The organism is Micrococcaceae bacterium Sec5.1 (assembly GCA_039636795.1).
Taxonomy (GTDB): domain Bacteria; phylum Actinomycetota; class Actinomycetes; order Actinomycetales; family Micrococcaceae; genus Arthrobacter.
The window spans coordinates 1,376,010-1,399,052 of record CP143430.1; the positions used below are offsets into that span (position 1 = coordinate 1,376,010).

Sequence of the window (23,043 nt, forward strand, 5' to 3'; positions counted from 1 at the left end):
TTTCTTGAGCCTGAAAGAAGCTTACCCAATGACGCGTAGATCTCTCCGTACTATCCGGAAGTCAATAGCTTTCGTAGCAGCCGTCGGCATGCTGGGGCTCACCGCAGCCTGCTCCAGCCCCTCATCCAACCAGCCCGAAGACGGCCCCGTGGAAATCCGGTTCTCATGGTGGGGCAACGCCACCCGTGCCGAACTGACCAACAAGGCCATCAAGGAGTTCGAGGCTGCCAACCCCAACATCAAGGTCAAGCCGGAGTATGGCGACATAGGAGGCTACTTCGACAAGCTCGCTACCCAGGTGGCAGCAAACGACGCCCCCGATGTCATCACCATGGGCGGTGCCTACCCGGCCGAGTACGCCAATCGCGGGGCCCTGCTGGATCTGTCCAAGGTGGACGGCTCACTCGACCTCTCCAAAATGGATCAGGGAGCCTTGGAAAACGGGCAGGTCCAGGGCAAGCAGTACGGCGTCTCCACTGGTGCCAATGCCTTGGCCATCGTAGTGAACCCCGCTGTTTTCCAGGCTGCAGGCGTTGCCCTGCCGGACGACAGCAAGTGGTCCTGGGATGACTTCGCAAAGACCGCCGAAGACATCACAGCCAAGAGCCCCAAGGGAACATACGGCACAGCCACCGTCCTTACGCATGACTCGCTGGATGCCTTCGCCCGCCAACGTGGCAAGTCGCTGTACACTCAGGACGGCCAGCTGGGACTGGACAAGGAAACCGTGCAGGACTACTTCGACTTCTCGCTCAAGCTCAGCGAGTCAGGCGCTGCCCCCAGCGCTTCGGAAACCGTGGAGAAACTCAACGTCAGCACTGAACAGACACTTATGGGCATGGGGCAGGCCGGCATGATGCTCACTTGGTCCAACTCCCTGACCGCACTCAGCAAAGCCTCCGGCGCTGAGCTGAAGCTGCTGAAGTTGCCTGGCGAGACGCCCACGCCCGGCATCTGGCTGCAGTCATCGCAGTTCTACACCATCTCCGCGCGTAGCAAGCATACGGATGCCGCTGCCAAGCTGGTCAGCTTCCTGGTGAACAATGAGGCCGCAGCAAAGATCATCCAGAGCGACCGTGGCGTGCCCAGCAACTCCGGCATGCGTACGGCCATCAAGGATCTGCTCACGCCGCAGGGCAAGGCCGAGGCCGCCTACATCGACCAGATCGGGAAGATGGACTTCGCCCCTACGTTCATCGGTCCTACCGGTTCAACAGCAGTCTCCGAGATTACAGCTCGCATCAACACCGAAGTCCTTTTCAAGCGGCTGACCCCGGAGAAGGCCGCCGAACAGTGGCTTAGTGAGAGCAAGGCCGCCATCGGCAAATAGGACAACGCGGGGTCACTTGTGGTCCCTTCCAGAGGGAAACATGGGCCATAAGTGGCCCCGCGTTGGTTTTAGGCGTCGCGGACTTCCAGATAGGGATCCGCCCAGGCGCTGATAATGCGTGCCACCCGGGCGGCCTGTCCCTTGCCCGTCAGGAGGTGCTCACTGCCCTCAAGCGAAATGAAGCTGCGGGGATGCCGCGCTGTACGGAAGATCTCGCTGGCGTTGTCGATGCCCACGGTGTTGTCGGTGGGGGAGTGCATCACCATTAACGGTTTGTGGAGAGTGCGGATGCAGTCGCGCAGGTCAGCACGTTCTACGTCCTCCACAAAGTGCCTGCGGACCTCCATGGGGCGGCCGCCGAGGTCAACCACGGCGCTGCCGTCACGCAGGATGGAGTCAATCTCGGCGTCGAACATGTGCTCAACGTGCTTTGGCTCGTAAGGTGCGCCCACGGTCACCACGGCGTTGAGGTCAGGGATATCGCGCGCAGCGGCCAGCACAGCGGCGCCGCCAAAGGAGTGGCCCACCAGCAAGGAGACCGGCCTGTCCTGCTCCCGCATGAAGGCGGCGGCGAGGATGGTGTCAGCCACCTTGACGCTGAAAGATCCCGCGGACCATTCCCCGGCAGAACCACCCAGGCCAAGGTTGTCGAACCGGAGCATGCCAACACCCTGTTCCGCGAGCCCTTTGCAGATCCGGGAAGCAGCCGGGCTGTCCTTGCCCAGGGTCAGGCCGTGCGAGTATACGCCCCAGCCGCGGACAGGCCCCTCAGGCACGTCCACGATGCCGGCGAGGGCATCACCCGTGCTTCCGGTGAAAGTGATCTTCTCAGAGCGTGGCACTCTGGTCTCCTTGCTTTTGCGGCTACCGGCCGGGGCGAGGTAGGCCAAATGATCAACGACGACGGCGCCACGCACCAAAAGTGGTGGGCGGCGCCGTCGTCGTGTGGTTCCTTAGCGGGACCGGCGAACTAGATCTTGCGGGCCAGGATGGCCTGCTTGACCTCGGCGATTGCCTGGGTCACCTGGATGCCGCGGGGGCATGCTTCCGAGCAGTTGAAGGTGGTGCGGCAACGCCACACGCCTTCTTTGTCGTTCAGGATCTCCAGGCGCATGTCGCCTGCGTCGTCGCGGGAATCGAAGATGAAGCGGTGTGCGTTGACGATTGCGGCCGGACCAAAGTACTGGCCGTCGGTCCAGAAGACCGGGCAGGACGAGGTGCAGGCAGCACACAGGATGCACTTGGTGGTGTCGTCAAAGCGCTCACGGTCCTCAACGGACTGCAGGCGCTCCTTGGTGGGCTCGTGGCCCTTGTTGATCAGGAACGGCATGACTTCGCGGAAGGACTGGAAGAAGGGTTCCATGTCCACAATCAGGTCCTTCTCCACAGGGAGGCCCTTGATCGGCTCGACGGTGATGGGCTTGGTGGTGTCCAGGTCCTTCAGCAGCGTCTTGCAGGCGAGGCGGTTGCGACCGTTGATGCGCATGGCATCCGAACCACAGACACCGTGGGCGCAGGAGCGGCGGAAGGAAACGCTGCCGTCGATCTCCCACTTGACCTTGTGCAGGGCATCCAGAACGCGGTCCGTGCCGTACATGGTCAGTTTGTAGTCATCCCAGCGTGCTTCGTCCGAGATCTCCGGATCGTAGCGGCGTACGCGGAGCGTGATGTGGAAGGTGGGAATTTCACCGTCGCCCGCAACGCTTGCCGGGAGCTCGATCTTGGAAGCGGGCTCTGCCATTTCGGTCGTCATTAGTACTTACGCTCCATCGGCTCGTAACGGGTGAAGATGACGGGCTTCGTCTCAAGACGGATGCCCGCAACAGATTCCGCCGAGGAGTCGACGGTGACGGAAGAGTCCAGGTAGGCCATGGAGTGCTTCATGAACTTTTCGTCATTGCGGTCCGGGAAGTCTTCGCGGTAGTGGCCACCGCGCGACTCTTCACGGTGCAGCGCACCGACCGTCATGACCTTGGCCATGTCCAGCAGGAAGCCCAGCTCCACTGCTTCCAGGAGGTCCAGGTTGAAGCGCTTGCCCTTGTCCTGGACGGTGACGTTCTTGTACCGCTCTTCGAAGGAAGCGATGTCGCTAAGGACCTGCTCCAGGGATTCCTTGGTACGGAACACCTGCATGTTCGCATCCATGGTGTCCTGCAGTTCCTTGCGGATCTGGGCAACACGTTCGGTGCCGTTGCCGGTCAGCAGGCCGTTGAGGATGCCGCGGGTCATTGCCTCAGGGTCCTCGGGCAGCTCGACGTAGTCGGCTGTCTTGGAGTACTCCGCAGCGGCAATACCGGCGCGCTTGCCGAAGACGTTGATGTCCAGGAGCGAGTTGGTGCCGAGGCGGTTCGAGCCGTGCACGGAAACACAGGCAACTTCACCGGCTGCGTAGAGGCCCGGCACGATCGTGTCGTTGTCCTGCAGCACCTCGGTGGTGATGTTGGTGGGGATGCCGCCCATGGCGTAGTGCGCGGTGGGGAACACGGGGACAGGATCGGTGAACGGCTCCACACCCAGGTAGGTGCGCGCGAACTCCGTGATGTCCGGAAGCTTGGCCTCGATGTGGGCAGGCTCAAGGTGGGTCAGGTCCAGGAGCACGTAATCCTTGTTTGGACCACAACCACGGCCTTCACGCACTTCGTTCGCCATGGCGCGGGCCACGATGTCACGGGGTGCAAGGTCCTTGATGGTTGGGGCGTAACGCTCCATGAAGCGCTCACCCTCGGAGTTACGAAGGATGGCACCTTCACCACGTGCGCCCTCGGTGAGGAGGATGCCCAAGCCAGCGAGGCCAGTCGGGTGGAACTGGAAGAACTCCATGTCTTCCAGGGGGATGCCGCGGCGGAACGCGATGCCCATGCCGTCGCCCGTGAGGGTGTGGGCGTTGGAGGTCGTCTTGAAGACCTTGCCGGCACCACCGGAGGCGAACACCACGGACTTGGCCTGGAAAACGTGCAGTTCACCGGAAGCAAGATCGTAGGAGACCACGCCCGCTACACGCTTCTGCTTGTACGGGGTACCGTCTTCGCGCACCGCGTCTTCTTCGACGATCAGCAGGTCAAGGACGTAGTACTCGTTGTAGAACTCAACGTTGTGCTTGACGCAGTTTTGGTACAACGTCTGCAGGATCATGTGGCCCGTACGGTCGGCTGCATAGCAAGCACGGCGGACGGGAGCCTTGCCGTGGTCACGGGTGTGGCCACCGAAGCGTCGCTGGTCAATCCGGCCCTCGGGCGTGCGGTTGAACGGCAGACCCATCTTTTCCAGGTCCAGCACGGCGTCAATGGCTTCCTTCGCCATGACCTCGGCTGCGTCCTGGTCAACCAGGTAGTCGCCACCCTTGATCGTGTCAAAGGTGTGCCACTCCCAGTTGTCTTCTTCGACGTTGGCCAGTGCTGCACACATACCGCCCTGTGCTGCACCGGTGTGCGAGCGGGTGGGGTAGAGCTTGGTCAGTACCGCTGTGCGTGCGCGCTGACCGGATTCGATCGCGGCGCGCATGCCGGCGCCACCTGCACCGACAATGACGACGTCGTACTTATGGACCTGCATACCAGATGCTCTCTCTTTCAAAAATTCAGATGGTCGGCGGAGGCTGCTCCGCTACGTCAGGCGAACCGGTGGACTCAAAGGAGTCACCGGAAGCGCCGTTACGGGGCCGGGCAGAAGCCGCCAGGCAGCTGAACGCCGTCGACGACGGGGCACGGGTTGAACGTGAAGATCACCAGGGTGCCGAGAATGATGATGACAGCCGTGGCTGCATAGAGGACTACCTTGAGCCAGAAGCGCGTGGCGTCCTTTTCAGCGTAGTCGTTGATGATGGTGCGCACGCCGTTGGTTCCGTGCAGCATGGCAAGCCAGAGCATGGCGAGGTCCCAGAACTGCCAGAAGGGGTCCGCCCACTTACCGGCGACGAAACCGAAGTCGATGGCGTGGATACCCTCGCCCACCAGCAGGTTCACGAAGAGGTGGCCGAAGATCAGCACCACCAGGACGATGCCGGAGAGGCGCATGAAGAGCCAGGCGATCATCTCGAAGTTGCCACGGCTGGGGCCGGTGCGGTTGTATTTCGGAGCAATCTTGCCTGCACCGATTTTTCCGCTGCGGGGGGATTCGATCGTGGTCATGGTCTAGTGGCCTCCCAGCGCGAGGGAAAGGTGGCGGACAGCGAAGCCGGCGAACGTGACCAGCCACAGCGCAAGCACGATCCACAGCATTTGGCGCTGGTACTTCGCGCCCTTCTTCCAGAAGTCGATGGCGATCACACGCAGGCCGTTGAAGGCGTGGAAGATGATCGCGGCGACCAGGCCCGTTTCACCCAGGGCCATGACGGGGTTCTTGTAAGCACCAATGACGGCCGTGTAGGCCTCAGGGGACACGCGCACCAATGAGGTGTCCAACACATGGACCAACAAGAAGAAAAAGATCACTACACCGGTAATACGGTGTCCAACCCAGGACCACATGCCTTCACGGCCGCGGTACAAGGTGCCAGCTGGTTTTGTCGGCACTGATTAAACCTTCCTGCAACACAGCGGCGCTGGCATGGGATCCATGCGGGGGGAACGCCTGCTGCGAGAGCACTCGTAGCTCACGCCTAAATCTAGGCTTCGCTACCAGCTTATTCAATTTAGGACGCGCTTCTCTGGTTGTTAATTCCATGTTTCCTGCCCGTATTTACGCGATATTTGGGCAATTTCCCCTGCTTCATGAGACGAAGGCCACATGTGTGGCGGACTGCGGGGCTTTGCAGCCGCGTCCGATAAAGTGTTGCGGTGAGTACAGAAGACGCGACATTCCCGGAATCTCCATTGAACCGCTTCCACGCGGTTATTCCGGCGGGCGGTGTGGGGACCCGGCTGTGGCCACTCTCGCGTGCCGCTGCGCCCAAGTTCCTCCATGACCTGACCGGCTCCGGCAGCACGTTGTTGAGGGCCACCTATGACCGCCTTGAGCCGCTGGCCGGTGAGCGGGTGCTCGTTGTGACCGGCGAGGCACACCGTGCCGCTGTATGCCGGCAGCTCCCCGAAGTGGGCGATGACGAGCTGGTGCTCGAAAGCGAGCCCAAGGACTCCGGTGCTGCCATCGGCTTGGCCGCCGCGATTCTCCACCGCCGCGACCCGGAGACCATCATGGGTTCGTTCGCCGCAGACCAGGTGATCAGCCCCGACGATCTGTTCCAGGACACTGTGCGTGAGGCAATTTACACCGCTGCCACGGGCAAGATCGTTACCATTGGCATCAAGCCCACGCACCCCTCCACCGGCTTCGGCTACATCCGCTCCGGTGCAGCACTGAACGTGGAAGGTGCTCCGAACGCCCTTGCTGTGGCTGAGTTTGTTGAGAAGCCCAGCCAGGAAGTTGCCAACAAATATGTGGAGGCAGGGGACTACGTCTGGAACGCAGGCATGTTCGTTGCTCCCGTAGCGCTCATGCTCCAGCACCTCGAAGCGAACCAGCCGGAGCTGTTCAAGGGCCTTCAGGAAATCGCCGAAGCCTGGGACACGCCCCAGCGCGCTGAAGTTACCGCGCGTGTCTGGCCCACACTGCCCAAGATTGCGATCGACTACGCGGTTGCCGAGCCGGCAGCGGCAGCCGGCGATGTCGCCGTCGTGCCTGGTACATTCCGCTGGGACGACGTTGGTGACTTTGCGGCAATCGGCCGCCTGAACAATGCGGGCGACGTCGATGAAGTGACCGTTCTTGGCGAAGGTGCCCGCGTGTTTGCCGAGAACGCGAGCGGCGTAGTGGTTTCCGATACCAAGCGCGTGATCGCCCTTATCGGCATCAAAGACGTGGTCATCGTGGACACGCCCGACGCTCTCCTGGTTACCACTAAGGAACATGCCCAGTTGGTCAAGGGCACTGTTGATGCCCTCAAAGCCAGTGGCGATACGGACGTCCTGTAGCAATCCCTTATACCGTGAGCCACCTCTTTGGTTGTCCTGCGCCTGAACGCAGCGTAACCAAGAGGTGGCTTTCGTTCTTCGGAGGCCGTGGATGGCTAGAGTTGTGACGTGCGCAATTACACCACTGAAACCGAGCCCACCCCCGTCGTAAGTCCGTGGGTGGATGAGCTGCTGCCTGGACTCATCGATTTCAGGCGGGACCTCCATGCGCACCCTGAACTCTCCTTCAAGGAATTCCGCACCACGGACAAACTCGTGGAGCGGCTCGAAGCTGCCGGATTGCAGCCGCGTCGCCTTGAAGGCACCGGGCTCACGGTGGACATCGGAGAAGGTTCCATTGCCACTGCACTGCGTGGTGACATCGACGCCTTGCCCATCATCGAGGAAACGGGTCTGCCGTTCGCTTCGAAGAACCACGGCGTCACCCATGCCTGTGGACATGACGTTCATACCACCACCATGCTCGGCATTGCCTTGGTGCTGCAGCGGATGCATAAGAACACCCCGCTGGGCGGCACTGTCCGCATTATCTTCCAGCCGGCCGAGGAGACCATGCCCGGCGGTGCTTTGTCCTGCATCGAGCAGGGCGTGCTGGAAGGCGTTCCCCGTATCCTTGCGTTGCACTGTGATCCCAGGATCAACGTCGGCAAGATCGGCACCCGGATCGGGGCCATCACCTCGGCATCGGACACCATTAAGATCGAGCTCACGGGCCGCGGTGGCCACACATCCAGGCCGCACCTGACGGAAGACCTCGTCTTTGCCCTGGCGCAAATTGCGGTCAACGTGCCCGCCGTGCTCTCACGCCGCGTGGACGTCCGAAGCGGAGTGTCAGTGGTGTGGGGCCAGATCTCGGCAGGTTCCGCACCCAACGCCATTCCCGGCACTGGCTACATGGCGGGCACCATGCGCTGCCTTGACCGGGATGCCTGGCACAGCGCGGGCGAGTTGCTGGACGACGTCGTAAAGCAGGTTGCCGCTCCTTACGGCGTGGACGTGCACCTGGAGCACACGAGAGGCGTTCCTCCCGTGGTCAACTCGGAACACGAGACGGCCTTGATTGAAGCTGCGGCGCGTGCCGAACTCGGCGAGAACGCCGTAGTCCTGACGCCCCAGTCGATGGGTGGCGAAGACTTTGCCTGGTTCCTGGCCGACCTTCCGGGAGCCATGATGCGGCTCGGCACGCACACGCCTGGCGGCGAAGAATATGACCTTCACCGTGGCGACTTCATCGTGGATGAACGCGCCCTCGGCTACGCTATCCGGGTCCTCACTGCTGCCGCACTTCGAACGATCCGAGACCTCCAGGACTAAACCCAACTAAGGGACAGCACGTGTTCCACTGAGCACTCACTGGGACATGTATTGTCCCCTAGTTGGGCATAGTTAAGTTGTGCACAATTGAATTGTGCACTATCGTTTTATCCATGAGTGATGCACCCCGCCTCCGCCACCAGGTCTGCTTTGCGCTGTATTCGGCGTCCAAGGCCGCGACGGCGGTCTACCGCCCCGTGCTGGACGAGCTGGGTCTTACATATCCGCAGTACCTGGTGATGTTGGTCCTCTGGGAGCAGGAACCGCGCAGCGTGCGGGAACTTGGCGCCGAACTTGGGCTCGACTCCGGCACGTTGTCGCCTCTATTGAAGCGCCTTGAAGGGCTTGGGCTCGTTGAGCGCCATCGTTCCGTTGATGACGAACGACGGGTGGATGTCGTCCTGACCGACGCTGGCAGGGGGCTGAGCACCCGCGCCCAGGCCGTCCCCAAGCGCCTCGCTGATGCCGCCGGCCTCTCCACGGATGAGATTGAGCAGTTGCACGCGACGCTCGGCAAACTCACCGCGGCACTGCAGAAGTCACTCTGAGAATTTTTTCAAGCCACACATAAGCCCACTGATGTCCAAGAGAAAAGGAAGATTCGTGAAGACTCTCTACACTGCCGAGGCTTTGGCCTCCGGCGAAGGCCGCGATGGCAACGCCCGCACCAACGACGGCAAGCTCGACGTCGCCCTCGCCAGCCCGGTTGAGCTCGGAGGCAACGGCCAGGGCACCAACCCCGAGCAGTTGTTCGCCGCCGGCTACGCGGCATGCTTCCATTCCGCCCTGCGCCTGGTGGGCCGCAAGGAACGCGTTGACCTCAGCGATTCCGCCGTTGCCGCCAAGGTCCACTTCGGCGCATTCACTGACCGCGAGGGCTACGGCTTGGCCGCCGAGCTGGAGATCGCCCTGCCCGCCTTGGATCGCGAAAAGGCGGAAGAACTGATGGCCAAGGCGCACCAGATCTGCCCCTACTCCAACGCCACGCGCGGCAACATGGCCGTAGACCTCAAGCTCGTGGAGTTCGCAGCATGAGCGCCGCTACCAGCACGCCAGTGGAAACCCGCGAAATCCAGCTCGCGTCACGCCCGGTAGGACGCCCGTCGCCGGAGAACTTCCGGCTGGCCGCCTCCGGGCTGCCGGACCTTCAGGACGGCCAGGTCCTGGTCCGCAACCAGTTCATGTCCGTGGACCCCTATATGCGCGGACGCATGAACGACGTCAAGTCCTACTCGGCTCCTTTCCGCCTGGATGCAGCGCTCGACGGCGGTGCGGTAGGTGAGGTGATCGCGTCCAGGTCCGACGCGCACAAGGTGGGTGACGTCGTCGTACATCAACTGGGGTGGCGCGAGCATGCGGTGGTGGACGCGGCTGCGACAACCACGGTTCCAAGCGGCTTGGCACCCACGTCGGCGTTCCTTGGTGCCTTGGGCATGACGGGCCTGACCGCTTATGCGGGCCTGCTCAAGGTGGCCGAGTTCAAAGGAGGCGATGTCGTCTTCGTATCCGGTGCGGCCGGCGCTGTGGGATCCATGGTGGGCCAGATTGCCAAGGCATCCGGAGCCAGCAAGGTGATCGGCAGTGCCGGTTCTGCCGAAAAGGTCACCAGGCTGCTGGAGCTCGGTTTCGACGCCGCCTTCAATTACAACGATGGCCCGGTTCTTGATCAGTTGCGTGAGGCGGCGGGGGAGCGCGGCATCGATGTGTACTTCGACAATGTGGGCGGCAAGCACCTCGAAGCCGCTCTGGCCACGCTCACTGTGGGCGGGCGCGTTGCCATGTGCGGTGCCATTGCGCAATACAACTCCACCGAACCGCCGGCTGCACCGAGGAACCTGGCGCTGGCGATCGGCAAGCAGTTGACCTTGCGTGGATTCCTGGTGGGCGGTCAGCGTCAGCACGCCGCTGAGTTCGCCGAAAAGATGGCAGCTTGGTTGGCCGACGGGACCGTCCGCTACGACGAGACGATCGTGGACGGCCTGGAGAACGCACCGCAGGCATTCATTGATCTGCTGGACGGCGCCAACACCGGAAAGATGCTCGTCAGGCTCTGACGTTGGGGGTGGGCCGGGTGTGACTTGCGCACCCGGCTACTGCTTGGTAACAAAAGGTCAACAATCTGCCCTTGGGGACTCGATTGTGCTACCTGCGTGTGGTCCACGCCACTAGTGTTGTGGGTATCAAGGCGCTTCGGCGCAGTGCTGCGAACTTCAGTGAAAACAGAATTTCTGCCTCGGGTATTCGAAACGGACACTCATTGACCATCCGTCGTAGCGCGACTCACTTTCTTCCTGGAGGAAAATTGAAGAACCCACTGCGTGCCACCCTTAAGCGCGGTTCAATTAAGCGCGGTTCAATGGCCGGTATTGCAACTGCAGGGGCGGCAGCGCTCCTGCTCAGCGGCTGCGGACAAGCCCCTAACTCCGGTTCGGCCGGCCCCACCAAGAGCGACTACATCGGCTGCATTGTGTCCGACTCCGGCGGATTCGATGACCAGTCCTTTAACCAGTCCTCCTTCGAGGGTATGCAGAAGGCCGAAAAGGACCTTGGCATTACCATGAAGTCGGCTGAGTCCAAGGCCAACAGCGACTTCGAAACCAACCTCAACGGCATGGTTTCCGCTGGCTGCAATCTGACCGTCACGGTCGGCTTCCTCCTGGGCGATGCCACCAAGGCAGCAGCCCAGAAGAACACCGACAAGCACTTCGCGATCATTGACTTCTCGTACCAGGACCCCATCGCCAACGTGAAGCCAGTGGTCTATGACACCGCCCAGGCTGCCTACCTCGCAGGCTACGCTGCTGCGTCCGCAAGCAAGACCGGCAAGGTGGGAACCTTCGGCGGCATCAAGCTCCCAACGGTGACCATCTTCATGGACGGTTTCTATGACGGCGTCCAGGCCTACAACAAGGCCAAGGGCAAGTCCGTCCAGGTAATCGGCTGGGACAAGGCCACTCAGGATGGCTCGTTCACGGGCGACTTCGAGAAGCAGGACACCGGCAAGCAAATCACCAAGAACCTCCTGGACCAGGGTGCGGACATCGTCATGCCCGTGGCAGGCCCGGTGGGTAAGGGTGCAGGTGCAGCCCTCAAGGAAGCCAAGGCCGCCGGCAAGGACGTCAAGCTCATCTGGGTTGACTCCGATGGCTACCTCACTGCTCCTGAGTACAAGGACCTCATGCTGACCTCCGTGGTCAAGCAAATGGATGAGGCCGTCGAAACGGTGGTGAAGGACGACAAGGAAGGCAAGTTCAGCAACGAAGCCTATGTTGGCACCCTTGCCAACAAGGGTGTTGCCATTGCACCGTTCCACGACCTCGATTCCGCAGTCCCCGCCGAGACGAAGTCCGAGCTCGATGCCCTGAAGGCGGACATCGTGTCCGGCAAGCTGGTTGTTGAATCAGCGGCAAGCCCCAAGAAGTAACAATTCCTGGACGCGCCGCCAGTACCGAGTGCCGGTACTGGCGGCTCGTTTTTGCCCTGACCAGCGCCTATATTGCGGGCCGCAGCGCCTATCTTGCTGGCCCTCGCAAGAATAGGCTTCTGCTCAAAGCCAATGGCTTTGAGCAGTACAGCCGTCCCTCGGACTCAAAGAACGGTGGGAGTTGTGAAACTCGAATTGAAGGGGATCTCGAAAGCTTTCGGGACCTTCTACGCCAACCAAGACATCGACCTCGTGGTCGAATCCGGCCAGATCCATTGCCTCCTCGGCGAAAATGGCGCCGGAAAATCAACCCTCATGAACGTGCTGTACGGACTCTATGAACCGACGGCCGGACAAATCCTCGTTGACGACAAGACGGTCAACTTCCGGGGCCCGGGCGACGCCATGGCCGCCGGTATTGGCATGGTCCACCAGCATTTCATGCTGGTTCCCGTCTTCACTGTCGCCGAAAACGTGGCCCTGGGTGCAGAGCCGACATCGTTGGGTGGCGTCCTCAGCATCGATGAAACCCGGAAGAAAATCCGGGACATTTCAAAGAAGTACGGCTTCGACGTCGATCCCGACGCCCTGGTGGAGGACCTCCCCGTGGGCGTCCAGCAACGCGTCGAGATCATCAAGGCGTTGGTCCGGGAGGCCAAGGTGCTCATCCTGGACGAACCAACGGCAGTCCTGACGCCGCAGGAAACGGATGAGTTGCTGGACATCATGCGCCAGCTCAAGGCGGCCGGCACATCGGTCGTGTTCATTTCGCACAAGCTTCGCGAAGTGAAGGCCGTCTCCGACGTCATCACGGTAATCCGCCGCGGCAAAGTAGTAGGCGATGCTCCACCCACGGCCTCTGCCACGGAACTTGCCTCCATGATGGTGGGCCGCCCCGTGAGCCTGACCTTGGACAAAGCGGCAGCCCAGCCAAAGGAAACAACCTTCGTTGTGAAGGACCTGACAGTCCGCGCCCCCAATGGAACCAACGTGGTGGACGGCATCAGCTTCGACATCGCCCAAGGTGAGATCCTCGCCGTCGCGGGTGTCCAAGGCAACGGCCAGACGGAACTTACGGAAGCCATCCTCGGTATCCAGCCGCACGTCACGGGATCCGTGACGCTGGACGGCAAGCAGCTCCTGGGCCTGCCGGTCAAGGACGTGCTGCGCTCCGGCGTCGGCTTTGTCCCGGAAGACCGCACAGTGGACGGGCTGGTAGGCCCCTTTTCCGTTGCCGAGAACCTGGTGCTGGACCTTTACGACCAAGCACCGTTCGCTAGCGGCATCAGCATGAAGCCCGCCAAAGTGGCAGAAAATGCCGAAGCCAAGATCCAGGAGTTCGATATCAGGACGCCGTCGGCGGGAGCTGCGGCAGGAACCCTCTCCGGTGGCAACCAGCAAAAGGTGGTTATGGCCCGCGAGTTGTCCAGGCCATTGCGGCTGTTCATCGCAAGCCAGCCCACGCGCGGCGTGGATGTTGGCTCCATCGAGTTCCTGCATAAGCGCATAGTTGCGGAGCGGGACGTTGGAACACCCGTGATGATCATTTCCACGGAACTCGATGAAGTGATCGAACTCGCGGACAGGATCGCCGTGCTTTACAAGGGGAAGCTGGTGGGCATTGTCCCTGCCGGAACTCCCCGAGACACCCTCGGCCTGATGATGGCTGGCGTCGGCCCGGAAGGAGGCTCCCATGACGAGTAAGGACCAGACCCCCAGTAAGGACCAGACTCCCAGCAATGACCAGACCCCCGAGGAATCTGCCTCGGAAGTACGTGCGGCGGACGTCGCGCTGGACACCGCTGGCGGCACCTTGGAACCGTCCATCGTTCCCGTGTCGTCTCAGAGTGGGGACACCGGTCACCGGCAAGCCAGCACGATGCGCAAGATCGTCATGGGCAACGGCTTCGTGTCCGTCCTGGCGGTTATCGTGGCGCTGTTCCTGGGCGGTTTGCTCATTGCCAGTACGGACAAGAAGGTTTCCGAGAGCGCGGGTTATTTCTTCGCGCGGCCCAGCGATTTCCTGCTGGCGTTGTGGAATGCCATGACCAAGAGCTACGTCGCGTTGTTCCAGGGCTCGGTGTTCAACCCCCGCGAAGGTTTCATGCCCCTGCTTGAAACAATGACGGTAGCCACCCCACTGATCTGTGCAGGCCTCGGCGTTGCCTTGGCCTTCCGCGCCGGCCTGTTCAACATCGGCGCCCAAGGCCAGATCATCATCAGCGCAACGCTGGCTGCTTATGTTGGTTTCACCTGGCACTTGCCGTTCGGGCTCCACCTGCTGCTGGTCATCATCATGGGCGTCCTCGGCGGCGCTGCCTGGGGTGCGATAGTTGGCATCCTCAAAGCCCGGACAGGCGCGCACGAGGTCATCGTGACGATCATGCTGAACTACGTCGCGTTGTTCCTTTTGGACTTCCTCCTGAACACCGCCGCCTTCCGGCGCCCGGGGGACAACAGCCCCATCTCACCCCGGTTGGATGAGACTGCCACTTACCCTGTGCTCATTCCAGGTTCCCGGCTCCACCTGGGTTTCCTGGTGGCCGTCCTGCTGACATACGGCGTGTGGTGGATGCTGAACCGCTCCACCATTGGCTTTGAGTTCCGCGCAGTTGGTGCCAACCCAGTGGCCGCGCGCACGGCGGGCGTCAAGGTACCCCGCGCCACCATACTGGTGATGGCTTTTGCCGGTGCCCTCGCTGCCTTCGGTGGCGTTGCCCAGGTGGCCGGCACCGAAAAGGTATTGACGGGCGGTGTTGCAGCCCAGATTGGCTTCGACTCCATCACTGTTGCACTGCTTGGCCGAAGCACTCCATGGGGAACGTTCTTCGCGGGCCTGCTCTTCGGTGCTTTCCGGGCCGGTGCGGTTCAGATGCAGATCCAAACGGGAACGCCGATCGACATCGTGCTGGTGGTCCAGTCCCTGATCGTCCTGTTCATCGCGGCGCCGCCACTGATCAGGTCGGTTTTCCGGCTTGAGCCCAAGAAGAAGAACAAGACACCGAAGGCCGCTCGGAAAGCTGCCCTTGCCAACGCCACCGGAGGTGCCAAGTGAGCGCAACATCCACCGCGCCCCTAGCGGGAGCAACAGCATTACCGGGGCTGCGGCCATCCTTGAAGGTCCCGGTTTCGCTTGGCGTCCTGGCACTCATTGCCCTCGTGTTCTTCGGCCTCTTGGGTCCGGACCAGACAGCAGAAATGAAGATCAGCGATCCCGGCGACGCCTTTGCCGTCCCAGCGCTGGCGATTCCAGGCCAGGTAGGTGGCATCGTCCTGGCCATCGTGCTCCTGGCCATGGCCGCTTACTCGATCTACCTGTGGACACGGGGTGAGCGATCCCCGAAGTGGCTGCCGATCGCCTTCGCGGTGGTCTTCGTTTTCGCCTTGCTGGTATGGATTGTTGCCGGCGCACGGCAGCCGTCCATCTCCCTTGCCGGCCTCATTGCGGGTTCGGTTACCTTGGCTGTTCCCTTGGTTTTTGGCTCCCTTTCCGGCGTCCTGTGCGAGCGGGTGGGCGTGGTGAACATTGCCATTGAAGGCCAGCTGCTGGGCGGAGCTTTCACCGCCGCTTTGGTGGCAACGGTGACGGGCAGCCCGTACGTTGGCTTGATTGCTGCTGCAGTCGCCGGTGCCGCCGTGTCCATGGTCCTCGCGGTCTTCAGCATCAAATACCTCGTCAACCAGATCATTGTGGGCGTTGTGCTGAATGTGCTGGTGTCCGGTCTCACCGGCTTCCTGTTTGGCACAGTCATGGTGACCAACAAGGAGCAGTTCAACACCCCTGGCCGCCTGGATATCCTGCCGATTCCGCTGCTTTCGGACATTCCCATCATCGGGCCGATCCTGTTCAAGCAGTCCATCGCTGGCTACCTCATGTATGTGGCTGTAGCAGTGGTCTGGTTCGGCCTGTTCAAGACCCGTTGGGGCCTGCGTGTCCGCGCTGTCGGCGAGCATCCACAGGCTGCGGACACCCTGGGCATCAACGTCAACGCCACCCGCTTCTGGAACGTGACGCTGGGCGGTGCAATCGCCGGTATCGGTGGTGCCGTGTTTACGCTGGTGACCATCGACTCCTTCACCAAGGAAATCTCCGGTGGCCGTGGCTTCATTGCCCTGGCGGCCCTGATCTTTGGACGGTGGAACCCGATCGGTGCCTTCCTCGCCTCGCTGCTGTTCGGCTTTGCGTACAACCTGCAATCGATTCTGGGCATCATTGGTACCCCGGTGCCAAGCCAGTTCATGGCCATGCTGCCGTACCTGGTGACCATCTTCGCCGTCGCCGGTTTGGTGGGCAGGTCGCGGCCACCTGCCGCAAGCGGCATACCGTACGTGAAGGGTTGACGCATGCCAACGCTTGACGTCGATTGGCATGCACTGGAACAAGCTGCAGTAAAGGCCATGGAACGGGCCTATGCCCCGTATTCCAAGTTCCCGGTGGGGGCTGCGGCCCTCACCGAGGACGGCAGGATCGTTAGCGGCTGCAACGTGGAGAACGCCAGCTATGGCTTGACCCTCTGCGCTGAATGCGCCTTGGTGGGGCAGCTCCACATGACCGGTGGGGGCCGGATCGCGGCTTTCTACTGCGTCGATAGCCTGGGAAACGTCCTCATGCCCTGCGGGCGCTGCCGTCAGCTGCTCTACGAGTTCCGGGCGCCCGGCATGCAGCTCATGACAACGCAGGGAATCAAATCCATGGACCAAGTGCTGCCTGACGCCTTTGGTCCCGAAAACCTGGAGGAAACCACGTGAGAAGCACTGAAGCTTTCGACGCCGTTCAGATCATCTCCATCAAACGCGACAAAGGCACGCTCACTCCGGAACAGATCGATTGGACCATTGACGCCTATACGCGGGGTGTGATCGCCGAGGAGCAGATGGCGGCGTTGAACATGGCCATCTTGCTCAACGGCATGAACCGCGAGGAAATCTCACGCTGGACTTCGGCGATGATCGCCTCCGGGGAGCGGATGGACTTTTCCTCGCTGACAACGCCCGACGGCGGCCGGAAGCCTACCAGCGACAAACACTCCACCGGCGGGGTGGGGGATAAGATCACCCTCCCGTTGGCCCCGCTGGTGGCGGTCTTTGGCGTGGCCGTGCCGCAGCTGTCCGGCCGCGGGCTCGGCCACACCGGCGGCACTTTGGACAAGCTCGAAGCAATCCCCGGATGGCGTGCGAACCTGAGTAATGAGGAAATCATGGCCCAGCTCCAGGACGTCGGAGCGGTCATTTGCGCTGCCGGATCCGGTCTGGCACCGGCTGACAAGAAGCTCTATGCATTGCGTGACGTCACGGGAACGGTTGAAGCGATCCCGTTGATTGCTTCCTCGATCATGAGTAAGAAGATCGCAGAAGGCACCGGCTCGTTGGTACTGGACGTAAAGGTGGGTTCCGGCGCCTTCATGAAGGATGAGGCGCGGGCTCGTGAGTTGGCGGAGACCATGGTGGCCTTGGGCAAGGACGCGGGCGTTCACACGGTGGCTTTGATGACAGATATGTCCACGCCCCTGGGCCTCACAGCAGGGAACGCTATCGAGGTGGAGGAGTCTGTGGAGGTCCTTGCGGGCGGTGGTCCGGAAGACGTCGTCGAACTGACTGTCCGCTTGGCCAAGGAGATGCTGGCCGGTGCCGGCATTCACGATGCCGACCCCTCAGCAGCCCTCAAGGATGGCCGGGCCATGGACGTCTGGAACCGGATGATCGAAGCACAGGGCGGCGATCCGCGCGCCGCGTTGCCGGTGGCCAGGGAATCCGAGGTTGTCTACGCCCCGGCTGATGGCGTCCTGGTTGAACTGGATGCCCTTTCCGTGGGGGTTGCCGCGTGGCGCCTCGGAGCTGGCCGCGCCCGCAAGGAGGACAAAGTCCAGGCCGGAGCCGGTGTGCGGCTTCATGCCAAACCGGGCGCGCTGGTCAGGGCCGGCGAACCATTGATGACGCTCCTGACCGATACTCCTGAGAAGTTTGAGCGGGCCAAGGAAGCGTTGCAGGACGCCGTGGTGATTGCACCTGAGGGCTCACGACCGGCCCATCAGCTGATCATCGACAGGATCGCCTAGGCTTAGATCCCGTGCAGGCCATCAACGATTTCATCCTCGCCGCGGCCGAGCAGCCGTGGGTGTTGTTCCTTGTGTTGGCCTGCTGCCTGATCGACGGTTTCTTCCCACCAATCCCCAGCGAGTCCGTCGTGGTGGGCTTGAGTGCTGTCTCCGGCGGCGCAGGATCACCCAACGTGTGGCTGCTGGGGGTCATGGCTGCAATCGGCGCCTTCTCAGGTGACAACATTGCCTACCTGATAGGGCACCGTATCGGGGTCCAGCGTTGGCGTTGGATGCGTACGCAGCGCATGCAAGGAGCCTTCCGCTGGGCCGGTAAGGAACTCCGACGGCGGTCGGCCTCACTCATCATGGTGGCGCGCTTCATTCCCATCGGCCGGGTGGCAGTAAACCTCACAGCCGGTGCCACGCACTTCCATCACCGCCGCTTTGTAGCGCTGACTGCGATGTCCGCCATCCTGTGGGCCAGCTATTCAGTGGTCCTTGGGTACTTCTTTGGGGTCTGGTTCGAGCACAACCACCTGTTGGGTGCAGTGATTGCAATTGTGGTGGCAGTGATTCTGGGCATCATCATTGACCGCATCATCAGCAAGGTCAGGGGATCGGCGCCGCTGGACCGCAGCAACGTCGAAGACGCCACGAGTATTGCTGAGGAAGAAGCGCCGCCTCCACCCACGGTATGACACGAACCACGCCGGGAGATCAGCCCGGCGGTTGACGACGGAACGAGTACTCCACGCGTAGCGTTAACTGGGTGATCCCGAGGCTGGGGCGTAGCGAACGACGTCCCGGCCGTGGGACACTAAGAGCGACTTCTGTCACAGTGTCAAGTCATATTCGCCTAGGAGCTACCGCCGCGTGGAGTTTTTGAACCAAATGCTCGAGCATGCAGCCGGGCAGCCTTGGATTTACCCGGTACTCCTCGTCTTTTTCTTCATTGACGGATTTGCCACCATTCTTCCCAGTGAAACAGCCATTGTTGGGCTCTCGGCGCTGTCCCTTCACAACGGTCAGCCGAACCTTTGGATTCTGGGAGCCACGGCCTTGGTTGGTGCAATGGCCGGTGACAATATGGCGTACATGCTGGGCCGCAAGATCGGTTTGACGCGCTGGAAGTGGATGCGCCGCCCCAAGGTCCAGAAGATGTTCGCGTGGGCTCAGTACGAGCTCGACAAACGTGGGGCAGTCCTGATCTTTACTGCCCGCTACATTCCCTGGGGACGTGTGGCTGTTAACTACGTTGCCGGCCAGACGGGTTTCCGCCACAGGACATTCTTCTTCTTGGATGCCTTCGCCTGCGTCACGTGGGTTTGCTACTCCATCGGCATCGGCCTTCTCGCTGGCCAATGGGTGCACAACAACCCGCTGCTTGGCGTGGGCATTGCCGTGGCGTTCGCGGTGATCCTGGGCATTGTTGTGGACCACGTCCTTCGCTGGTGGCACAAGCACCTGGAAAAGAAGGATCTGGCTAAGAAGGATCAGGCTAAGAAGGATCAGGCCGCCGCTGCCGCTACAACAGCGAAGGCGCCAACGCCGGACCCCCAGGAGTTGACCCAAAAGGCTGTTGCCGGCGTCGACCTCTCCAAGCCTGCTGGCTAGGCTCCTGCCTTCCGCCGGCGACCACAGCGGGCGCCTGAAACGAGTCCATGGCGGCGGTGGGGATTACTCTTAGTACGTGACTGAGCCCATTGTTGACGCTGCCCCTGCCCTCGACTTCGATTTGAAGAGCCTTCCCAAGGTTTCCCTCCACGACCATTTGGACGGAGGACTGCGGCCTGCAACCATCATCGAACTGGCGCAGGCCGTCGGCCACACGCTGCCCTCCACTGATCCGGTTGCCCTGGGCGAATGGTTCCGCGAATCCGCCGATTCCGGTTCGCTGGTGCGCTACCTGGAAACGTTCGACCACACGGTTGCTGTGATGCAGACCAAGGAAGGCCTGTTCCGGGTCGCCAAGGAATTCGTGGAAGACCTTGCCGAGGACGGGGTCGTTTACGGTGAAGTCCGGTGGGCCCCCGAGCAGCACCTGCAGAAGGGCCTGACCCTGGATGAAGTAGTGGAAGCGGTCCAGGATGGCCTCGAAGCCGGCGTGGACGCGGCGGAAGAACGCGGCCAGCAGATCCAGGTAGGGCAACTCATCACTGCGATGCGCCACGCCGACCGCGGCCAGGAAATCGCGGAGCTCGCTGTTCGACACCGCGCCAACGGCGCTGTGGGCTTCGACATCGCAGGCGCGGAGGACGGCTTCCTGCCCTCCCGCTTCAAGGACGCCTTCACCTACCTTGCCGAGAACAACTTCCCGGCCACGGTCCACGCCGGTGAGGCCGCAGGCCTGGACAGCATCCAGTCGGCGCTCGTGGACGGACGCGCTCTGCGGCTTGGGCACGGAGTGCGTATTGCCGAGGACATCACGGTGGAATTTGAAGACAACTCCGACGACGACGGCGAGGACACCATCGGCATGGTGACACTCGGCGGCGTGGCCGCCTGGGTTCGCGACCGCGGAATTGCACTGGAAATCTGCCCGTCATCGAACCTCCAGACCGGCGCTATCTCCAGCTTCGGCGAAGGCATCGAGAGCCACCCATTGGACATGCTTTTCCAGCTCGGGTTCAACGTCACCATCAACACGGACAACAGGCTCATGAGCGGTGTCACGCTGACGGACGAGTTTGAGCTCCTGGTCGAGACCTTCGACTACGACCTCGATGATCTGCTCGAACTGACGCTGAACGCCGCAGAGGCCGCATTCCTGCCGCTGGACGAGCGTGAAGCTTTGGTCGAGTACATCAACGATGCCTACGCCAACCTCGGCTAACGAGTCCGACCCCGGGATTACGGAGCTGATCCGGACGATCGCCTCGTTGCGGGAGCACTGCCCTTGGATGGGTGCGCTGACGCATGAGTCCCTGGTGGAGTACTTGATCGAGGAAGCCTATGAGGTTGTGGACTCGATCGAGGCCGGGGATTCGCCGGTCAGGGACGAGGAGCTTCGCGGCGAGCTGGGCGACGTACTGCTTCAAGTAGTGCTTCACGCCCGGCTTGCCGAGGAGCGCGGCAGCTTTGACTTTGATGCCGTGGCCCACGGCATCCACGAGAAAATGGTCCGTCGCAATCCGCATGTGTTCAAGCCGGACGGTTCGCTGCAGGCAACGTTCCCCGCCACGGTCGAGGAAATCATCCTGAAGTGGGATGCCGTGAAGCGTGCTGAGAAGCCTGGCCGTGCCGATCCGTTCGAGGGAATCCCACCGCACCTGCCTGCCCTGGCGGGGGCGCAAAAGTCCCTGGACCGTGCTGCCCGTGCGGGTCTGTGGATCGACGCCCAAAGCCAGGCAACCGCCGTCGGGCTTCCTGCAATTCCAGACTCGGAAGAGGCGCTCGGTGAGCTGTTGCTCGCCGTCGTTGCCGGTGCCCGGGAGCAAGGGCTCGACGCCGAGCGTGCCCTCCGCGCAGCAGTTCGATCGTTTCAGAACGGGAAGGCCCAGCCTTCATGACGTGAGGAGTTTGAACCCGTTCCGTAACCTAAGCCACTCTCGACTACGCTAGTAGCGACGAGGACGTTGAGAATTTCCCTCCACATTCCTGTAATTTGCCCATAAGGAGCACATCCATGGCGCTTATCGATGCCATCCACGCCCGCGAAATCCTTGATTCCCGCGGAAACCCGACCGTAGAAGTTGAGGTCCTGCTTTCCGACGGCCAGATCGGCCGCGCAGCAGTTCCCTCCGGCGCCTCCACCGGCGAGCACGAAGCTGTTGAACTCCGCGACGGCGACAAAGGCCGTTACCTCGGCAAGGGTGTCCAGAAGGCCGTTGACGCGGTCATCGACGAGATCTCGCCGGCACTCATTGGTTTCGACGCAACGGACCAGCGCAGCATCGACCAGGCCATGATCGACCTCGACGGCACCCCGAACAAGAGCAAGCTCGGCGCCAACGCCATCCTGGGTGTTTCCCTGGCCGTTGCCAACGCAGCTGCTGCTTCCTCGGACCTGCCGCTGTACAAGTACCTCGGTGGCCCGAACGCACACGTCCTGCCGGTTCCGCTGATGAACATCCTCAACGGTGGCTCGCACGCCGACTCCGATGTTGACATCCAGGAATTCATGATCGCCCCGATCGGTGCCGAGACCTTCTCCGAAGGCCTGCGCTGGGGCGTTGAGGTCTACCACAACCTCAAGGCTGTCCTCCAGGAAAAGGGCCTCTCCACGGGCCTCGGTGACGAGGGTGGCTTCGCCCCCAACCTGCCGTCCAACCGCGCTGCACTGGACCTGATCCAGGAAGCCATCAAGAACGCCGGCTACACCCCGGGTTCGGACATCGCCCTTGCCCTGGACGTCGCATCCTCCGAGTTCTACAAGGACGGTGCTTACCAGTTCGAAGGCAAGGCACTGACCGCCTCGGAAATGAGCGCCTACTACGCCGAGCTCGTTGCCGACTACCCGCTGGTCTCCATTGAAGACCCGCTGGACGAGAACGACTGGGAAGGCTGGAAGACCCTCACCGACGCCATCGGTGACAAGGTCCAGCTGGTTGGCGATGACCTCTTCGTCACCAACCCGGTCCGCCTGCAGCAGGGAATCAGCGCCGCCACGGCCAACTCCCTGCTGGTCAAGGTCAACCAGATCGGTTCCCTGACCGAAACCCTGGACGCCGTTTCCCTGGCCCAGCGTTCCGGTTACACCACCATCACCTCGCACCGCTCCGGCGAAACCGAGGACACCACCATTGCTGACATCGCCGTTGCTACCAACGCTGGCCAGATCAAGACCGGTGCCCCGGCCCGCTCCGAGCGCGTCGCCAAGTACAACCAGCTCCTGCGCATCGAAGAAGAACTCGACGACGCCGCACGCTACGCCGGCCGCAGCGCGTTCCCGCGTTTCAAGGGCTAGCATTCCGCGAAAACAGCTGACCGGTGGCTATGGTGGAAAGACCATAGCCACCGGTTCTGTTTAACGCTTGCCTGCGGAACCACGGGCACAGCAGGACCTACGCAAGTCCCGCACACGTACGT

General features: G+C 61.8%; 22 protein-coding genes. 17 read left to right on the forward strand and 5 right to left on the reverse strand.

All coding sequences use genetic code 11. The features are described 5' to 3' along the window. Window positions 1–28 precede the first annotated feature (28 nt). Window positions 29–1,330, forward strand: a complete 1,302-nt coding sequence (locus VUN82_06490; GenBank protein XAS73485.1) for a sugar ABC transporter substrate-binding protein — start codon at window positions 29–31, stop codon at window positions 1,328–1,330. Window positions 1,331–1,398: 68 nt separating this feature from the next. On the opposite strand, the gene VUN82_06495 is transcribed toward VUN82_06490, so the two are convergent. The 5 genes from VUN82_06495 to sdhC all read right to left on the reverse strand — a co-directional run bounded on the left by VUN82_06495 (window position 1,399) and on the right by sdhC (window position 5,796). Continuing rightward, the gene (locus VUN82_06495) at window positions 1,399–2,172 is read right to left on the reverse strand and encodes an alpha/beta fold hydrolase (GenBank protein ID XAS73486.1); all 774 of its coding nucleotides are present in this window, start codon (window positions 2,170–2,172) and stop codon (window positions 1,399–1,401) included. Window positions 2,173–2,300: 128 nt separating this feature from the next. Further along, entirely contained in the window at window positions 2,301–3,083 is a 783-nt protein-coding gene (locus tag VUN82_06500) for a succinate dehydrogenase iron-sulfur subunit (protein ID XAS73487.1), read from the reverse strand. Continuing rightward, window positions 3,083–4,882, reverse strand: a complete 1,800-nt coding sequence (gene sdhA, locus VUN82_06505) for a succinate dehydrogenase flavoprotein subunit (protein ID XAS73488.1) — start codon at window positions 4,880–4,882, stop codon at window positions 3,083–3,085. Before sdhA ends, VUN82_06500 begins: the two co-directional genes overlap by 1 nt. 98 nt (window positions 4,883–4,980) lie before the next feature. After that, window positions 4,981–5,457: a succinate dehydrogenase hydrophobic membrane anchor subunit gene (locus VUN82_06510; protein XAS73489.1), complete on the reverse strand. Its 477-nt coding sequence runs from the start codon at window positions 5,455–5,457 to the stop codon at window positions 4,981–4,983. Between the two features lie 3 nt (window positions 5,458–5,460). Further along, window positions 5,461–5,796, reverse strand: coding sequence for a succinate dehydrogenase, cytochrome b556 subunit (gene sdhC / locus VUN82_06515; GenBank protein ID XAS74629.1), 336 nt, complete (start codon window positions 5,794–5,796; stop codon window positions 5,461–5,463). A gap of 309 nt (window positions 5,797–6,105) precedes the next feature. On the opposite strand from sdhC, the gene VUN82_06520 reads away from it, so the two are divergent. From VUN82_06520 to eno, 16 genes are all read left to right on the forward strand, one after another. Continuing rightward, entirely contained in the window at window positions 6,106–7,239 is a 1,134-nt protein-coding gene (locus VUN82_06520; protein ID XAS73490.1) for a sugar phosphate nucleotidyltransferase, read from the forward strand. Window positions 7,240–7,347: 108 nt separating this feature from the next. Then, a complete protein-coding gene (locus VUN82_06525; GenBank protein ID XAS73491.1) occupies window positions 7,348–8,553 on the forward strand; it encodes an amidohydrolase in 1,206 nt (401 codons plus the stop codon). 113 nt (window positions 8,554–8,666) lie between these two features. Then, on the forward strand, window positions 8,667–9,101 hold the full coding sequence (locus VUN82_06530) for a MarR family transcriptional regulator (protein XAS73492.1): 435 nt from the start codon (window positions 8,667–8,669) through the stop codon (window positions 9,099–9,101). Between the two features lie 55 nt (window positions 9,102–9,156). Further along, a complete protein-coding gene (locus VUN82_06535; GenBank protein XAS73493.1) occupies window positions 9,157–9,588 on the forward strand; it encodes an organic hydroperoxide resistance protein in 432 nt (143 codons plus the stop codon). Then, the gene (locus VUN82_06540) at window positions 9,585–10,607 is read left to right on the forward strand and encodes an NADP-dependent oxidoreductase (protein XAS73494.1); all 1,023 of its coding nucleotides are present in this window, start codon (window positions 9,585–9,587) and stop codon (window positions 10,605–10,607) included. The genes VUN82_06535 and VUN82_06540 overlap by 4 nt, the downstream gene beginning before the upstream one ends. Before the next feature lie 119 nt (window positions 10,608–10,726). Further along, a complete protein-coding gene (locus VUN82_06545; GenBank protein XAS74630.1) occupies window positions 10,727–11,977 on the forward strand; it encodes a BMP family ABC transporter substrate-binding protein in 1,251 nt (416 codons plus the stop codon). 183 nt (window positions 11,978–12,160) lie between these two features. Then, window positions 12,161–13,681 (forward strand): ABC transporter ATP-binding protein, encoded by a 1,521-nt coding sequence (locus VUN82_06550; GenBank protein XAS73495.1) that lies wholly within the window; start codon window positions 12,161–12,163, stop codon window positions 13,679–13,681. Beyond that, on the forward strand, window positions 13,671–15,032 hold the full coding sequence (locus tag VUN82_06555) for an ABC transporter permease (protein XAS73496.1): 1,362 nt from the start codon (window positions 13,671–13,673) through the stop codon (window positions 15,030–15,032). Before VUN82_06550 ends, VUN82_06555 begins: the two co-directional genes overlap by 11 nt. Next, complete coding sequence (locus VUN82_06560) at window positions 15,029–16,318, forward strand: ABC transporter permease (protein XAS73497.1); 1,290 nt, start codon at window positions 15,029–15,031, stop codon at window positions 16,316–16,318. Before VUN82_06555 ends, VUN82_06560 begins: the two co-directional genes overlap by 4 nt. Before the next feature lie 3 nt (window positions 16,319–16,321). Further along, a complete protein-coding gene (locus tag VUN82_06565) occupies window positions 16,322–16,726 on the forward strand; it encodes a cytidine deaminase (GenBank protein ID XAS73498.1) in 405 nt (134 codons plus the stop codon). Next, window positions 16,723–18,033, forward strand: a complete 1,311-nt coding sequence (locus tag VUN82_06570; protein XAS73499.1) for a thymidine phosphorylase — start codon at window positions 16,723–16,725, stop codon at window positions 18,031–18,033. Before VUN82_06565 ends, VUN82_06570 begins: the two co-directional genes overlap by 4 nt. An 11-nt stretch (window positions 18,034–18,044) precedes the next feature. Continuing rightward, entirely contained in the window at window positions 18,045–18,713 is a 669-nt protein-coding gene (locus tag VUN82_06575) for a DedA family protein (GenBank protein XAS73500.1), read from the forward strand. A gap of 193 nt (window positions 18,714–18,906) precedes the next feature. Further along, window positions 18,907–19,629 (forward strand): DedA family protein, encoded by a 723-nt coding sequence (locus VUN82_06580; protein XAS74631.1) that lies wholly within the window; start codon window positions 18,907–18,909, stop codon window positions 19,627–19,629. Window positions 19,630–19,705: 76 nt separating this feature from the next. Further along, window positions 19,706–20,848 (forward strand): adenosine deaminase, encoded by a 1,143-nt coding sequence (locus VUN82_06585; protein XAS73501.1) that lies wholly within the window; start codon window positions 19,706–19,708, stop codon window positions 20,846–20,848. Then, a complete protein-coding gene (locus VUN82_06590; protein XAS73502.1) occupies window positions 20,826–21,524 on the forward strand; it encodes a MazG nucleotide pyrophosphohydrolase domain-containing protein in 699 nt (232 codons plus the stop codon). Before VUN82_06585 ends, VUN82_06590 begins: the two co-directional genes overlap by 23 nt. 116 nt (window positions 21,525–21,640) lie before the next feature. Beyond that, entirely contained in the window at window positions 21,641–22,921 is a 1,281-nt protein-coding gene (gene eno, locus VUN82_06595) for a phosphopyruvate hydratase (protein ID XAS73503.1), read from the forward strand. Window positions 22,922–23,043 lie beyond the last annotated feature (122 nt).